We start from the raw sequence: 16,051 nt of genomic DNA on the forward strand, positions 1-16,051 counted from the left end.
GCTTCCGTCAATTTATCCGCTGTGGTCACTGTATCGTCGAATTGCACCGTCGCGGCTTTGCTGGCTTAATCAATCGACACCTGTCGCACGCCGGAAACAGGTTGGCTAGAACAGCTATCTTTTAATTAGAAGCATAACCTGAAGGCCTGAGTCAGTTTAGCATGTTTTTATCTAAACAATAGCGCTCTAGTATCTCATCACGCCAGTTAGCCAAGGTCGTCACAAAGGACGAGAAACACTTCAGCCCCAAATCCGCTTTCGGTTCAGCCACTGTGTTTAGGTTGTGGTAGTTACGGGAAATCCGGGAGAGCCTATTAAGGCGGCGTCAAAAGGAGACGAATCAGCAGAATATCGCGACACCTGCGCATTTCAAACGATATGGGTTAAAAATAAAATCCAGCTTTTAATAATAAATATTGAGTGTGCGGTATATAAATGAATATTTCCGAATACATAGCAGATACGGAAGCTGAAAAGATAATCCATTACGGGTTGGAAAATCGTATTAATAAAGGGCGTATAAAATTATTTGATAAACCGGTTTTTCCATCGGAATCAGAAAATGGCTGGCATTATTTATTATCACAATCTTCAGTATCAGCGGGATATAAGCTACCGAATAGTTTCATTATTAAAAAAGAAAAATCAATATCCCTTATTCGACTCATTACATTAATTTTAGGCATTGCCTGCTGCGGTTTTCATGCCCACGCCAGGGCTGAAGGCAGCAGCAAGCCGTCACCGTGGCAGCTTACTGAAAATATCCGCCTGACCGGCGAACTGCGCGGCCGTTATGAAGCTTACGATTTTTTCCAACCCGGACCGGCCGTGAACAATAACAATGAATACGATTTCTGGGCCCTCCGCGCCCGTCTGGGCGTATTGGGCACCAGCCGGTATGTGGACGGTTATGCGCAAGCGGAATACAGCGGCATCTATGGCCTGCCGAATGACGCTTTCGCCAGGCCGGGAGGCGCGTTGGGACTGGGCGCCCTGTATTACGCGGAAAACAGCCAGAACGTTTCGCCCGGCGATATCCACCTGAAGCAGGCTTATCTGAACTTCAAGTTTGAGCCTTTGGGATTGCCCGGCCTGTTTTTGAAAGCGGGCCGCTTCGAAGTGCGCGAAGGGCTGGAATATAGAACCGGCGACGTGAAATTCGACCTGCTCAAGGCAAACCGGGTTTCGCAGCGTCTGCTGGGCACTTTCGATTTTACCCATGCCTCACGCAATTTCGACGGTGTTGAGACCGTTTATGACCAGCCTGATTTCAATATTAGCCTGAGCGCCACGCATCCCACCCAGGGCGGCTTCAATATCCACGCCCAGGATGAAATCAGCGATATCGACCTGTTCTATACGGCCCTGACCAGCAAGAAAGACGTGCTGCTGCCCGGCACCGAAGGTCGGCTGTTTTACCTGTACTACGGCGATGACCGCAATGCCGAGGCCATCGACAACCGGGCCGCCGGCCAGAAACCACTGCTGAGCCAGAGCGGTCTGAAAATCCACACGCTCGGCACCCATTGGCTGACGGTGCAGAAATGGGGCGACGGCGCCGCGGACGCCTTGCTGTGGGGCGCTTATCAGTTCGGCGACTGGACCAACCAGACGCATCAGGCGTGGGCGTTTGACGTCGAAGGCGGCTATCAATGGGCCGGCCTGCCGCTGAAGCCTTGGCTGAGAGGCGGCTATTTCCTGGGGTCGGGCGATGATAATGCGGCTGATGGCCGGCACGAAACGTTCTTCCAGGTGCTGCCTACGGTGCGCCTTTACGCCAAATTCCCGTTCTTCAATCTGATGAACCTGAGCGACGCATTCGCGCAATTGATCGTAACGCCAAGCCAGGCGATACGGGTCGGCATCGATTTCCATCATCTGTCGCTGGCCGAGGCGGGCGACCTGTTCTATGCCGGCGCAGGCGCCAGTTCGAGGTCCGGCTCATTCGGCTACCTGGGTCGTCCTTCGACCGGCCGAAGCACAATCGGCGAACTGGTTGACCTGAGTTTTACCCACAACATCACTCAAGAACTGTCCTGGACCGCCTACTATGCCCATGCCTTCGGCGGCGACTATGTGGATAATTTTTACCGGCAAAAGCAGGACGCCGACTTCGCTTTTGTGGAATTCAATCTGACGTTTTAAAGGAGTACGCCATGCCTAAGAAAAACCAACCGAACGCCATGCCCGATCAATCGGACCTGCATCATCCGGACGCCTGCTCATGCTGCGCCATGTCGCGCCGCGATTTCATCAGGCTGGCCGCCATTCTGGGCGCGGCTTCGGCGCTGCCGGGCGGCTGGGCTCACGCGGCCGAGAGCAAGAGCGATCGGCCCTTGCGCATCGGTTATCTGCCCATCACCGATTCGTCGCCTTTGCTGGTGGCGCATGCCCGGAAATTCTATGAAGAAGAAGGCCTTGAGGTTGAGAAGCCCAAACTTTTCCGCGCCTGGCCGCAACTGGTCGAAGCCTTCATCGCGGGGCAGGTCGACGTCATTCATCTGCTGGCGCCTACCGCGCTGCTGATCCGTTATGGCAGCAAGTTTCCGGCCAAGATAGTGGCCTGGAACCATGTCAACGGCTCCGCCCTGACGGTGGCGCCCAACATCAATGATGTGAATGATCTGGCCGGCAAGACGGTCGCGGTGCCGTTCTGGTTTTCGATTCACAATATCATCCTGCAGCATTTATTGCGCCAGCACGGCCTGGCAGCGGTGTCCGGCGTGCCAAAGGACAAACTCAAGCCCAACGAAGTCAATCTGGTCATTATGCCGCCGCCGGACATGGTTTCGGCACTGGCCAACGGTAGCATTGCCGGCTATATCGTGGCGGAACCTTTTAATGCCGCCGCGGAAAACCTGAAGATAGGCAAGATTCTGCGCTTCACCGGCGATATCTGGAAGTCCCATGCCTGCTGCGTCGTGTTCATGCGCGAAGCGGATCTGCAGCAGCGCCCGGAATGGTCGCAGGCGGTAGTCAATGCCATCGTCAAGGCCCAGGCCTGGATTCGGGGCAACCGCCAGGGCACGGCGCAGTTGCTGGCCAAGGAGAGCGGCAGCGCCTATATGCCGCATGCCCAGGCTGTTCTGGAGCGCGCATTGTCGCATTATGGGACCGATGCCTACGGCAAACAGGGCGCGCTGCAGCATGGCGACTGGCAGCAGCAGCGCATCGACTTTCAGCCTTATCCCTTCCCGTCTTATACGGCAGAACTCGTGCGGCTGCTCAAGTCGACGCATGTCGAAGGCAATAGCGAATTTCTGAACACGCTGGACCCCGGCTTCGTCGCCGGTGATCTGGTCGACGATCGCTTCGTGCGCCGGGCCATCGACAAGGTCGGCGGCGCGAAGGTCTTCGGCTTGCCGGAGACGCTCACGCGGGAGGAGATCCTGTCATGAGCGCCTTGCCCGAACGCGTCAGCGGCAGTTGGCCGGCTTTTTTCCGTATCCGGCCGACTGGTATCAGGCTGAGCCCGGTGTTGCCGCTGCTGGGGATTGCCGCCGCGCTGCTGCTGTGGTGGCTGGCCACCGCCGAAGCCCTGCATCCGGAAAGCATTCTGGCCCAATTCGCCCCGGACGCCTGTTTCGATGCCTTGCAACGGCTGATCCGGACAGGCGAAATCGTTCCGCATATGGCCGCCAGTCTCTGGCGCGTGCTGCTGAGCCTGCTGTTTGCGCTGCTGGCCGGCATCCCTCTGGGCCTGTTGGTCGGCATGTCGCGCGCCGTGGAGCGGGCAACCGGGCCACTGTTTCAGTTCATCCGCATGATCTCGCCCATTTCCTGGATGCCGCTGGCGGTCATGGTGTTCGGGATCGGCGACGCGCCGGTTTACTTCCTGCTCACGATAGCCGCCGTTTGGCCCATCATGCTGAACGTGTCGTCCGGCGTGCATGCGGTCGATCCCCGCTGGCTGACGCTGGCGCGCAGCCTGTGCGCCACGCGCCGGGAAACGGTCATGCGCATCGTCGTGCCGGCGGTCGTGGCGCATATCCTGACCGGCATCCGCCTGGCCATAGGCATCGTCTGGATCGTGCTGGTGCCCGCTGAAATGCTGGGCGTCAGCGAGGGGCTGGGCTATTTCATTCTCGATACCCGAGACCGCCTGGCTTACTCGGAGCTGATGGCGGCCATTCTGGTCATCGGCGTGATCGGCTATCTGCTGGATTTGGCCGCCCGCCTGTTGATACGGCAATGGAGTCATCGCCGGGAAAACTGAATGGGTCAGCGGCCATGCTGTGGGGGCGACTTCAGTCGCCCGGCAAGAGTATGTCGCTATGAATATAAACGGGACTGCTGTTAATTATTACCGTGAATATCGAGACGAATGAACAGAATATCGCGATTCCCGCGCATTTCAGGTAATGCGGGTTATCAATAAAATACCGGCCATCTCAATTTTAAACTCAATGTGAGGTTTTTTATGGCTATTGAAAAGGTTAATTGCTTTTACCCGGATATACTCCGCCCTATCGATAAATCCGGTCTGGAAAAACTGTCTGAAAAAGGCAAGGCAAACCCTGGGGCAACGGTGACGCTGAAGGCGAAAACGGTCTGTGAAGGGCAATTCCGCAACCTGACTTATATTCGCGATCTGGCCCCTTATGTCATTGACGAGCCGCCCCATTTGCTGGGCGAAGATACTGCCCCCAATCCGTCGGAAGCCTTGCTTGCCGCGCTGGGCGCCTGTCTGTCTGTGGGCATTCACGCCAACGCGACAGCCCGCGGCATCGCCTTGGGCAAACTGGAGCTGGCATTGGAAGGCGATATCAATGTCACAGCGGTCTGGGGTGTGGGCGACCTGTCCCCCGGCAAGCACCTGGGTTTTTCCGCAATCCGCGTAGCCATCAGTGTGGAAGGTGACGCCGACGCTGAGACTTTGGCTGAAATCATCGCTCATGCCGATCAATGGTCGCCGGTCGCCAACACTTTGCGCAACGCCGTTCCGGTTGAGGTCGTGCAGAACTGACAGTGCGGCGCCAGGTTCCGGTGCTCCTTATTGAGTCTGTAAAAGAGAAAAACTATGAATGCAATAATGACTCTTGATATGAACGATTCCTTGGATGGTCAGCCCGAAATAGCGAATCTGGATCAGCTGATTGCCCGGCGGTTGGAGCCGCATGTTGCCGCGATCGATCTTGAAGGCGAATATCCGCGTGAGTTTTTGCGTTCACTGGGCGAAATCGGCGGCTTCGCGGGCGTGGTTTCTCCAGAGTATGGCGGCAATGGCCTGGGTCTGGAACATTGCCTGCGCGTGATGGACCAGATAGCCCGCAGCTGTCTCTCCACGGCGTTTGCGGTCTGGTGCCAGACCGCCTGCCAGCGTTATCTGCAATTGTCCGGCAACGATCAGGTCAAGGCGGCTTTTTTGCCGGACCTCGCCGGCGGCCGCCTCATGGGCGGGACCGGCTTGTCCAACACCTTGAAGGCCAATGCCGGTATCGAGCGGGCTTTATTGAAGGCGCGCCGCATCCCCGGCGGTTACGAGATCAATGGCAGTCTGCCCTGGGTATCCAACCTGGGGCCGGGGCATATATTCGTCACCGGCTGCCCGCTGGAAGGCGATGGCCGTCTGGTGTTTTTCGTCGTCGATTGCGATCAGGCGGGATTTCGGCTGGTGGACGGGGCCCGCTTTGCCGCTCTGGAAGGCACCGGCACGCTGGCCTGTCAGTTCCGGAATTGCCGGATCGAGGACCATCGCGTGCTGGCGCATGCGGAGGATTCAGAGGCTTATCTGGCGAGAATAAAGCCGGGCATGATACTGGGGCAGATGGGCATGGCCCTTGGGCTCGTCAAAGGCTGTATCGATCTGGTCGATCGGTCTCAATCTTCTTTAAATCAGTACCTGGACGATCAAGCCGATGACCTGCGGGAGGCGCTGCAAGCGGTCGACGACGAAACGCATCGGCTGGCCGGGATTCTGGATCGCAATCCGTCTGCTACCATTATCGGCGATGTCCTGAAGGTGCGTCTGGCGGGCAGCGAACTGGCGCTACGGGCCGCGCAGGCGGCCATGCTGCATCAAGGGGCCAGAGGCTATATGGCCCATTCCGCCGCGCAGCGCAAACTGCGCGAGGCGTATTTCGTGGCCATCGTGACACCTGCCATCAAGCACCTGCGCCGCGAGCTCGCCTGTCTTGAGAATCAGCGGCATTGATATATTCCTCTTTCCAAGTTATTACCTGATGTTACGCACGGCGATTTCATCCCGTTTGCCGCGCCGAGCACCGCAGCTTTTAACAGATCCGGCCCGTAGGGGCGCGGCGGGAAGCTGCGCGTTGCCAAAGGGACAGGAGCTTTGTAGGGTACGCATCGCGTACCTTTCCGGACTTGCGGTGTACCGAAAAGCTTTGAATAGGTACGCGATGCGTACCCTACAATGGATTTCGCCTTGATTTTGGCAAGGCAGCGGGGTAGAGCTGCCGATGCCGAGTTTCCGCTAAAGCTCCAAACCAGCCTACATAGGCTGTTAAAAGCAAGTCACTCGCCTTCGGGTGCGATGAACCCGATTAAATAAAACCGTCGCGCTAGCGATACATTATTAAATCTCAACTAACTGCGTAATATCAGTTATTACCATGGCAATTGACGATGTATAAGGAAAATCTCTTGACCGGCTTCACCCACGACCAAACCTTTCCATCATCTGACCGGCCAACCGAGCGGCCTTTGCTGCAAGCCAAACGACTCTCGAAAGAATATCTCAGCAAAAACCGGACATTGCGGGTTTTTGAGGATATTGACCTGGAAGTCCGCCCGCATGAAGTGGTCTGCCTCCTGGGTGCCAGCGGCTGCGGCAAGTCTTCCTTGTTGACGGCGCTGGCGGGCTTGAATCCGGCCAGTGGCGGGCAAATCCTGTTCGACGGGAAGCCGCTCAATAAACCCGATGCGCGCCTCAGTCTGGTCTTTCAGGACCCCTGCCTGCTGCCCTGGCTCAATGTCCGCCAAAACACGGCTTTCGCGTTGACACTGAGCGGCGGCCCGAAGCTGACCCGTCATGAAATCCAGGCGCAAACGGATACGGCTTTGCAATGGGTAGGACTGCAGAGTTTCGCCCATGTCTACCCCGACCAGTTGTCAGGCGGCATGGCGCAACGCGTGTCGTTGGCGAGAGCTTTGGTACGCAGCCCGGAGATTTTGCTCATGGACGAGCCTTTCAGCGCGCTCGATGCGATTACGCGCCTGAGCATGCAGGAGCTGTTGCTCGGCTTGATCGCCCGCAGGCGCAATGCCGTGGTGCTGGTGACCCATGATATCGATGAAGCGTTGATGCTCGGCGACCGCATTTTATTGATGGGCGGCGCGCCCGGCCGCATCGTGCGGGAATGGAAAATTTCCTTGGCGCAGCCCAGGGGGCAACGACTCCATGAGCTCGTGGAGACCCGCATGGCTATTCTGGAAGCATTGGCTCAGGTGGCCGGCGGGCATCTGCTGCCGGACGGCAGGGTGATTTGAAGCCCATATGCTGATTTTAGGGACGAAGCCCGGTCTTAAGGATCAACCTTGTGGGTATCAAGCCTTTTGTCTCGCTTCTGATTTCTATAACCGTAGCACTAGACGATGTAAATACGCGCCGAACGTGTCGGCGCGTAGCCTGATTTTTCCTTAAGATAGGGCGATAAATAACTTCCCTGAATTTACACAGGTGTGGGGCGACTTCAGTCGCCCAGGGCGAATTAATTCGCCCTACATGATGGACAAACCGGAAAGTCATTTTTAACCGAATCCTTAGAACTTCGAATTCAATACCAGCCCGACATAGCGACGAGCACCGATGCCGTCGTAACCGACTGGATAGGTATTGCTATAATCGTTGACGCTGGTGGTGTATTGGGTATCGAACACGTTATTGGCCACCAGATTGACTTCGTATCTGATTTTGCCGCCGGTGAATAAACCGATACCGATGTCCGTGACTTGATAAGCATCCTGCTTGCCAAATGACGATAGTTGCGCTTCAAGATTCTGCGACGAGCGCACTACCGAGTTGACCCAGGCGTGTCCGTTCAATCCGGCAAATCCCAGCGGCTTGTGCAAGTCCACACCAAAGATGCCGGTCAGGTCAGGCGCGCCGACCACCTGCCTGCCGGTAAAATCGCAGACCGCCTGTACCGAAGTGGGAATCTCCGCCGGACAAGTCGCGGTGCTCCAGTCGGTATAACGGGCATGGTTGTAGGCGCCGCCGAAGCTGAACGTCAACCAGGGATTTGCGTAATAAGCGGAATCGATTTCAACCCCCATTGCGGTAATTTCGGGAATGTTGCCCAATTCCGAACGGTAACCGGTTTGCTGAGTCGCATCGGGAATGCTGGTGGTAGCCTGATAGTCGGTAACCGTGGTGTGATAGAGATTGATATTGAACATCAACGACTTATCGAGCAGCAGACTTTTCAGTCCCAGCTCGAAGTCCAGCGATTTTTCCGGTTTTACATAGACGTTCGAGCCGTCAGAATTATTAAACTGTACCGAACTGGACTTTTGCCCGCCGGCGGCCGACGCATAGACCATGATGTCTTTGTTGATTTTATAGCTGGGATTGGCCAGCCAGGAGGTCGACCATTCATCGATCCGGTTGCCGGACTGCCGGCCGTAAGTCTGTGCGACTCGCGCCGCGCGGATGGCGTCTGCCGTGGCGTTGCCGGTTGAAGTCAATGGCGAGCCATCATAAAAGGTAGCGGTTTTCTCGATACTGTTGTTCTTGCTTTCGAAGGTTTCGCGGATGCCCAAAGTCAGCGTGGCTTTGTCTGTGATATGCCAGTTGACCTGCTCGAATAACGCAATACTGTCCGTGGATGGCGTGGTGTTGGTCTTGACGAAGACATTGTTCAGAGAACTGCGCAGCAAACCGACATCGCTGCCTATTAACTCGTTATATTGACGATTACTGGCGTAAAAAGCGCCGGCATCGACGCCATACAAGTTTCTGCCGGTAGAATCGGTTTCGGTATGCATCAGAAACAAGCCGCTCTGGGTATCGAGCCAATCGAACGGCGACCAGGCGTAGCGCAGCTCCTCGGAATACTGTTTGGTATCGACTTTTGTACCGCCTCTGGCGATATCGAACCTGGTTTCTTCACTATCGTTTTTGGCATTGAAGTGAAATTCGCGATAGGCCAGCACCGATGTCAATGTACCCGGCCCAATATCCCAATCCAGTTTTCCGGAAACGCCGCCGTTAATGGTAGGCAGAGGCTGCGCCTGGCCTATATCGATTTTGTTCCAGGCCTCGTCGCCGATGATGGGTTGATAACCATTGAAATAGCCCCGGGAAATCCGGCTGGTAAAGGTATTGGTTCTAGGCGAACCGTTGAGAAAAGTCGCCGGCTCGAACATCTTCGGTTTAACGTTGCTGTTTTCGTGTGCTTCGGCATAATCGATGTTCAGCCTGAATCGCAATGTTTCGCTCGGCGTCAGCAGGAACTGCAAACGGCCGCCGTAGCGTTGCCGTTCGTTGTAGGTGCCGCCTTCGGGATTGATATTATGCAAGTCGCCGTCCTGCGTATTGATAAACGCCGAGGCGCGAAAAGCCAGTAAATCGTCGATTATCCCATTGCTGTAAGATGCTCTGGCTTTAAATGCGCCGGGCAATATACCAGTCTGTTGATTGCCGCCGACCTCGCCTTCAACAAAGCCCTGTTGAATAAAACTGGGCGCCTTGCTGGTATAGTTGATCACGCCTATGGTCGTGTTTTTGCCCATCAGGGTCCCTTGCGGCCCCCTCAGCACTTCAATCCTGTCCAGATCGGTAAAGTCTTGATAGGACATGCCGACGTGGCTCATGAAAACATCATCCACCATCACCCCAACCGCGGGCTCCATACTGTCATTGCCGCTGGCCTTGCCGATACCGCGTATCGAAATGCCGGTCCGTCTGCCGTTGGGGGTGGTCGCTGTAACGCCGGGCGCACGTTTGGTCAGATCCTGAATGTCGTAAGTCCTGTCGCGTTCAATATTTTTGTTTCCCAGTACGGTAATCGGGATCGGCACGTCCTGAAGTTTTTCTTCCTTGCGCCGCGAAGTCACAACCACTTCCGACAGGTTTTTAGGTTCGACAGCTTCCTGTTCAGGTTCTGCCGCCGCTGCAGAAACAGCGCCTTCCGCCGGCGCTGGCTGCGGGGGGGCTGTGCCGGCATTTGCCGTATCGGCAGGAGCGCTCTCGTTGGTCAAGGCCCTTAGCCGCGCATTCTCCTTTTCGCTTGCTTCCAATTTCTGCTTTAAACGCGCTATTTCAGTGGCGGGATCGCCGGAGATAGCTTGAGCGAAGCCATGGCCCGGCATCAGCAGGCAAGCTCCCGCCATAAGCATTGCCGGTCGGTTCAGGCTTGCCCGGTGCCAAGCCGCCGCTTTGGTTGGCAGTGTGTTTTCACTTAGGATGCCAAATACTTTGGCGGACAAAAGCCGCTTTTCAATCCTGCTCCCAGGCGGCTGTTTCAGGCTTTTGCTTATAACCGGCAGCCGGCCTAATCTATCGATCCCCATCTACTTCCCCACTTGTCATTTATAAATGTTTTGGTTTTGTTTGCTTCATGTCAGATCGGACGCATAAAAACACCGACTGCCGTAAACAGGGGGATTTCATTCGCTAGAGAACCAGCGTTCTTGTGACTACCTCTGTTCCTCGACTGTTGTCCGGGCATCAGCCTCAAGTGCTTTTTGCGCACGGCTTGCTTCCTGATCAACACAAAGATCGATTGACTTTCGCATCTTCCATGCCACATCAAGCCCAATGTGAAAAATCCAGCGACGAAATTTTTCAAACAACTGTTCTAAAAGTAGGTAATTACACGTAGGGCTCAGACAAATAATCGGACTCTTAAAAAATCGAGGTATTGGGGACCGGACGCAACTGCTTCTTGAGCATCAATTTACAAGCTTTTTTGTTGATAGCCTGCTGCCTGAGATGCAACGGGAGCTTAGCTTTGATTAAGCGATGGAATCCTGCCCCATGGCTATTCAATCCATGGGGCAGGGCGGTTATTTCACCGCCGGCAGATGAAACTGGCTGGGATCGGGCGGGATCACGGCATTCTCGGCATGCGGCGTTCCGGCCGGAACCCACTCGTAGGGCACGGGCTGGGCGCGGTAAACCTGGTAATTGACGATTTCGCGTCCGGTTTGCCGGTCCTGATTGCGGCTTGGATAAGGATTGATGTATTCCCAGACGATCTCGCCGGCGGGCGTGACCTGGAAGAACCGGCCGACCTCGCCCTCGTCGATGAAGGTGTTGCCGTTCGGCAAACGGCGCGCGTTGCTGATATGGGCGCTGCGGAAGCTCCAGCCGGGACGGCCGGAATCCTCGGCCGTGTATTGCCAGACGATTTCCTTTTTGACCGGGTCGATCTCCAGTATCCGCGAGCCGCCGGTCACGGTCAGGGCCGCGGGTGGATAGCCGCCTTCGCCCTGGTTGTCGAAGACCAGCAGATTGCCGGCGCCGGGGAGCCCGGCCGGAATAATATGGGCATCATGCTGGCCGCTGATCTGATCCACGGGGCGCGGCGTTTTTCGATTGGCATTGATGCCGGATTCGCCGATGGCGGGATAATGGGGACCCAGCGTCCAGACGACTTGCCCTGACTGCTTGTCGATGATGGCGATAAAGTTGGCATTGCGGGAGTCGATCAGCAGGTTGTCAGGATGGAATCGCTTATCTCCGGCATCGTACCAGCGGTTGGGGCCGATGACCTTCAAATTGTTGAGATGCAGGTAATCGGCATTTTGGGTTTCCTTCACCAGCTTCAGCTCCTCCGGCGTAAAGCCGAATTCCCCGATGTGGTCGGAAGCCTGCCACGTCCATACGATTTCGCCTTCCGGATTGACTTCGTAGACGACATCGTCCAGCACATTGGGCTGCGCGAAGCCGGGAACCGGATGAACGAGGTTGGCGAGCACCAGGGTGTTGCCGTTCGGCAGCCTGGCCCAGTCATGATGCTGCTGCGCCCGGCCGCCCGGCGCTTTTTCGCCGAACTGCCAGACGGTCCTGCCTTCCCAATCCTGTTCGCCGATCGTTTTCGAGACGCGCCGGCCAATCCTGCCCGGCACCAGGTCGGAGCCGTTGCCTTCTTCGGTGGCGAGGGTCAGCAGCACATGACCCGGTTCGCCGCCCGCCAGCGCGGGATCGATCAGGGTAATGAGCGAGCTTTCATTGCGCCATTGATGTACAGGGTTGCCGTTCAGGTCGATCAGGCGGGCGATCTTGTCGCCGCCGGTAAACAGCACGAATGAATTGTAAGCCTTGGCTGGATCGTAGCGGAGGGTGCCGGTAGGGAATATGCTTGGTTCTCCCTGTGCGGACAAGGAAATGCAAGTTCCCAGCGCTCCCGCCAATAAAGTGAAAGCCGTTTTGGCCGGCTTGTGATCAAAAATCTTCATGTCCATTTTTCCTTGTTCCGAGGATTGAGTTTCTTAAAAACGCGCAGTCATACAGGTTCGCCGCCGAATGCTGTATTCAGTGAGCTGAGCTTCAATCCGAGTAGCAGCTATCGTACCAGCCCGTAAGTCAGGACTTGGAGAGGCACTCGCCTCATCGAGGCGGCCAAGAATCCGGGGGTTCGCAAATCTTCAGCCCGCAGGCCACTGTCCGGCGATATCTGTTGTTCATATGGGTTGCTGTTGGAGAAACAGCCCATCAGCAGGGTGCTTATGTTAGAACAGTTGGCATCGGCTAAAGGTGTTGGCGAAAGCGCCAAATCGATGTCTTCCCGGATCATTGTTATGACATAAAGTTTTTTAAATTCAGATAACTACCTGTTTCACGAGAGAGGGTAGGACAAGGAAACCCTGTTTTTGCCTGCGTGGCACGAAATCTGCGTTTTCAGGAGAGCGTTGCGGAAAGCATGGGTAACGCCATCTATATATCAGTGCTACGAATGAAATGGATCTTGCTGCCTGTGTATGCGCTGCGGCTAAAACAATTACTTCACGGATCGATGCACTGTTTTAATTTTATTTGTAAGGAAATGGGGTAGTAATGAAACGCAAAATGGGAGATGTATTTTCAACCGCCTTGGTTCGGCAGGCGGTTATTCCTCAGGCGATCGGCTCGCGCCGCAAGTTATCCTCCAGCATAGCCGTGGCGATAACAGGCGTTTCCATGTTGTCCGTATCCGGCGTGCAGGCGGCGGATGCGAAAAAAAGCGTGCAAGAACTGCAGGCGGAAGTGGAGCGCTTGACGCAGGAACTGGCGGCGGCGAAAAAGCGGGAGCAGGATTTGATCAATAAAAGCGCAGCCGCTGCGCCTGCCGGGACAGCGCCCCCCGTTGCCGCTGAAGCGCCCGCTGCTGTTGAAGCGCCGGCGACGGAAGTGGCCCAGGCAGAGCCGGAAGAAACCAAGGATCTGGGCGAAGTCGTGGTACGCGCGCGGCCCAAGCTTGAAAAGCTGCATAATATCAAACAGTCGGTGTCGGTCGTTTCGGGCAAGGAGCTCGATCGCGAGCTGTCGCTGGACCTGGGCGCCATTACCCGGCGCGCTTCAAACGTCCAGTTCAACCAGAACAACACGCGCGGCGCCTCGTTATCGATCCGCGGCGTGGGTAAGCGGTCTTTCACGGAAACCCAGGACCCCAGCGTAGGCGTAACGGTCGATGGTGTCAGCTATGCGCTGACGCAGCTCGCCAACTTCGATTTCTACGATGTCGATGCGGTAGAAGTCACCCGCGGCCCCAGAGGTACGGAGGGCGGCTTGAGCGCGAGTTCGGGCAAGGTCAATGTTTATTCCAAGCTCCCGACCTTCATTCCCACGGCCGAACTCTCGGCGGCTTACGGGCAGCGTGAAGCCCTCATTCTGAAGGGCGCCCTGGGCGGCGGCGTGATCGATGATTTTCTGGCGACGCGCATTTCCTTCCTGGTCGACAAGGGCCGAGGATTCTATACCCAGTCTTATGACGAAAATTACAGCCTTTACAACAAGGACCGCCTGAGCGGCCGCGTGCAGTTTCTGTTTACCCCCAGCGAAAATTTCAAAGCGAGAGTGGGCGGCGATTTCGAGCCCAGACAGCCGCAACTGCAGAACGGCCTGACGTTCTATCATGATGTGCCTTTCCGATTCACCGATGGCAGCCTGGTGGACCCGAACGGTACCCAGGCGAAAGCCAGGCTGTTCGGTTTTACCAACAATGCCGGCGTTTTTACCGGTCCTCGTCCTTACTTTCAGAGCAGGGGCTTTACCTGGGAGGATTATATCGGCGGCGAGCAGCGGAAAACCGTCAATTTCAATGAAAACCAGGGGCAGACGGTATCCAATAAAGGCGCCTATGTGCATCTCGACTGGGATGTCGCCGATCACCACCTGAGCTCGAATACCGCCGTGCGCTCCTACAGTTTCGACGCCCACAACGATGAAGGCACGCCTTTCGACATCAACGTCGATGGCGGCGGCGGCGTCAACTACAACCAGTACACGCAGGAATTCAAGATCGTCGATCAGCCCGGCGGCTTTATCGATTACCGAGGCGGCCTGTTCGGGATACAGACCCGCAATGACATCGTTTCAAAGACAGGCTGGGGGGCCGACGCGGGCGCCTGGCTGGCCACCAACGCGCAATACAACACGCTGGACAGGAACGCCGGCGAGAATCGCGGTTCGGGGCTGGCTTTGCTCAAGGATGCCTTGCAGGATGCGCGTAAAAAAGGCGACACCGAGGTTCATACCTATGCCGGTTCCATCTTCGGGGAATCCGATCTGCATTTTACCGACGACTTTACTTTAACCACAGGACTGCGCGTGACCAAGGAGCACCGCCGGACAGTGGATACGGTTCAGTTAGCGAAGAATGGGGCAGGCGGCGCGCTGAATCCGGTGGCGATACGCGACGTGCAGCTCGGCGGCTTTGACTCCGCGACCAATGGCGAATTGCAGGGCGCCAACTCCGCGGACCAGTTGAAGCTGGCCGACAGTGTGGCCAACCGTTACTTTGGCGCTGCCGTGACCGATACGCCGGGCCAGGCTTACAACAGTCTGACCGAGGCCCAGAAGAACCAGGTCGGCACCGCCAAGAGGCTTCGGAGCCAACAGGTCGGGCAACTGTACAATCCGGTCAAGAGCACTTATACGGATCTGCTGTTTACGGCCCAGGTGACGCCCAGCTACAAGATCAATAACGACCTGACTACCTATCTGTCCTGGCAATACGGCGAAAAATCGGGTTCCGCGCTCAATGTTAACGGCGTATCGCGCAATGTCAAACCGGAAAACACCCACGCCCTGGAATTGGGCCTGAAGTCGTTCTGGCTCGATAGATCGCTGATATTAAACGTCGACGCCTTTGTGATGGATATCCACAACTACCAGCAGACGGTGCAGGTCGTCGATCAGTTTCAGACCGACATCAATATCGCCAATGGGCAGGCCAATCCGACGGCTTATACAAGCGCGCAAGGCAACGTCAAAAAAGTGCGCGTGCACGGCGTGGAGCTGGACAGCGTGTATAACGGCATTCCGAACCTGTCGCTGCGCTTCAACGGCGCCTATAACATCGGCAAGTATATAGACTACGACAATGCCGGAAAACCGGAAGAGCTGGCGTACCTGCCGGAACCTTACATTGATCAGAGCGGTAGGATCTTGCCGGGCGCTTCCAAATGGAGCTTTACCGTAGGCGCGGAATATGTCAAACCTGTTTACGACAAGTATCTGTTCCACACCAGCGTCAATACCAATTTCCAGAGCGGCTACAACAACGCCGATAACCTGTCAGCTTATGGCTGGGTCAATTCAAGATCGCTGACGGATGCCGCGATCGGCATAGGCACAAAGAACAATGTGCTGGACTTAAGCTTTATCGTCAAGAACCTGTTTAACAACACTACGCATGAAGAGGGCTGGAACAGTTATAGTCCTAACCCCTATCCGCTTTGGTATGGCGTTCAGTTGAGCGGCAAAATTTAACGCGCTTTTGCATCACCGCAAGGATGCGGACTCCCCTGGGCTCCGGTTATTTCCGGAGCCTTTTTTTTATTTGCAGGCATCTCTTACCGGGCCGCATCAATCAAAAGTCATCTGCGAGCCCAAACCCCATCGGAACTGTTGTTTATCCAGCCACATGGGATGTTGATAGGT

General features: G+C 55.9%; 9 protein-coding genes. 7 read left to right on the forward strand and 2 right to left on the reverse strand.

Translation table 11 applies throughout. The features are described from left to right. The first annotated feature begins 435 nt into the window (after positions 1-435). The 6 genes from IT781_RS15100 (at position 436) to IT781_RS15125 (ending at position 7,452) form a co-directional block, all read left to right on the forward strand. A complete protein-coding gene (locus IT781_RS15100) occupies positions 436-2,145 on the forward strand; it encodes an alginate export family protein (protein ID WP_194971007.1) in 1,710 nt (569 codons plus the stop codon). A gap of 11 nt (positions 2,146-2,156) precedes the next feature. Next, positions 2,157-3,398, forward strand: a complete 1,242-nt coding sequence (locus IT781_RS15105; RefSeq protein WP_228779190.1) for an ABC transporter substrate-binding protein — start codon at positions 2,157-2,159, stop codon at positions 3,396-3,398. Further along, positions 3,395-4,216 carry an ABC transporter permease gene (locus IT781_RS15110; protein ID WP_194971008.1) on the forward strand — a complete coding sequence of 274 codons (822 nt, stop codon included), beginning with the start codon at positions 3,395-3,397 and terminating at the stop codon, positions 4,214-4,216. Before IT781_RS15105 ends, IT781_RS15110 begins: the two co-directional genes overlap by 4 nt. Before the next feature lie 204 nt (positions 4,217-4,420). Beyond that, positions 4,421-4,966 (forward strand): OsmC family protein, encoded by a 546-nt coding sequence (locus IT781_RS15115; protein ID WP_194971009.1) that lies wholly within the window; start codon positions 4,421-4,423, stop codon positions 4,964-4,966. Between the two features lie 54 nt (positions 4,967-5,020). Then, positions 5,021-6,154, forward strand: a complete 1,134-nt coding sequence (locus IT781_RS15120; protein WP_228779191.1) for an acyl-CoA dehydrogenase family protein — start codon at positions 5,021-5,023, stop codon at positions 6,152-6,154. Between the two features lie 434 nt (positions 6,155-6,588). After that, positions 6,589-7,452, forward strand: coding sequence for an ABC transporter ATP-binding protein (locus tag IT781_RS15125; protein ID WP_194971010.1), 864 nt, complete (start codon positions 6,589-6,591; stop codon positions 7,450-7,452). Between the two features lie 273 nt (positions 7,453-7,725). Here the strand turns inward: IT781_RS15125 and IT781_RS15130 are convergent, their stop codons facing one another. Both IT781_RS15130 and IT781_RS15135 read right to left on the reverse strand, forming a co-directional pair. Next, complete coding sequence (locus tag IT781_RS15130) at positions 7,726-10,476, reverse strand: TonB-dependent receptor (protein WP_194971011.1); 2,751 nt, start codon at positions 10,474-10,476, stop codon at positions 7,726-7,728. A gap of 495 nt (positions 10,477-10,971) precedes the next feature. Next, complete coding sequence (locus tag IT781_RS15135; protein WP_194971012.1) at positions 10,972-12,366, reverse strand: aryl-sulfate sulfotransferase; 1,395 nt, start codon at positions 12,364-12,366, stop codon at positions 10,972-10,974. 598 nt (positions 12,367-12,964) lie between these two features. Here IT781_RS15135 and IT781_RS15140 point away from each other — a divergent pair. Continuing rightward, positions 12,965-15,880, forward strand: a complete 2,916-nt coding sequence (locus tag IT781_RS15140; protein ID WP_228779192.1) for a TonB-dependent receptor — start codon at positions 12,965-12,967, stop codon at positions 15,878-15,880. Positions 15,881-16,051 lie beyond the last annotated feature (171 nt).

Origin of the sequence: Methylobacter sp. BlB1 (genome assembly GCF_015476545.1) — a bacterium.
In the GTDB taxonomy this organism is placed as follows: Bacteria; Pseudomonadota; Gammaproteobacteria; order Methylococcales; family Methylomonadaceae; genus Methylobacter.

Coding starts and splice junctions, on each gene's coding strand:
- IT781_RS15100 (WP_194971007.1), top strand. CDS start 436: ATGAATATTTCCGAATACATAGCAGATACGGAAGCTGAAAAGATAATC.
- IT781_RS15105 (WP_228779190.1), top strand. CDS start 2,157: ATGCCTAAGAAAAACCAACCGAACGCCATGCCCGATCAATCGGACCTG.
- IT781_RS15110 (WP_194971008.1), top strand. CDS start 3,395: ATGAGCGCCTTGCCCGAACGCGTCAGCGGCAGTTGGCCGGCTTTTTTC.
- IT781_RS15115 (WP_194971009.1), top strand. CDS start 4,421: ATGGCTATTGAAAAGGTTAATTGCTTTTACCCGGATATACTCCGCCCT.
- IT781_RS15120 (WP_228779191.1), top strand. CDS start 5,021: ATGAATGCAATAATGACTCTTGATATGAACGATTCCTTGGATGGTCAG.
- IT781_RS15125 (WP_194971010.1), top strand. CDS start 6,589: ATGTATAAGGAAAATCTCTTGACCGGCTTCACCCACGACCAAACCTTT.
- IT781_RS15130 (WP_194971011.1), bottom strand. CDS start 10,476: ATGGGGATCGATAGATTAGGCCGGCTGCCGGTTATAAGCAAAAGCCTG.
- IT781_RS15135 (WP_194971012.1), bottom strand. CDS start 12,366: ATGAAGATTTTTGATCACAAGCCGGCCAAAACGGCTTTCACTTTATTG.
- IT781_RS15140 (WP_228779192.1), top strand. CDS start 12,965: ATGAAACGCAAAATGGGAGATGTATTTTCAACCGCCTTGGTTCGGCAG.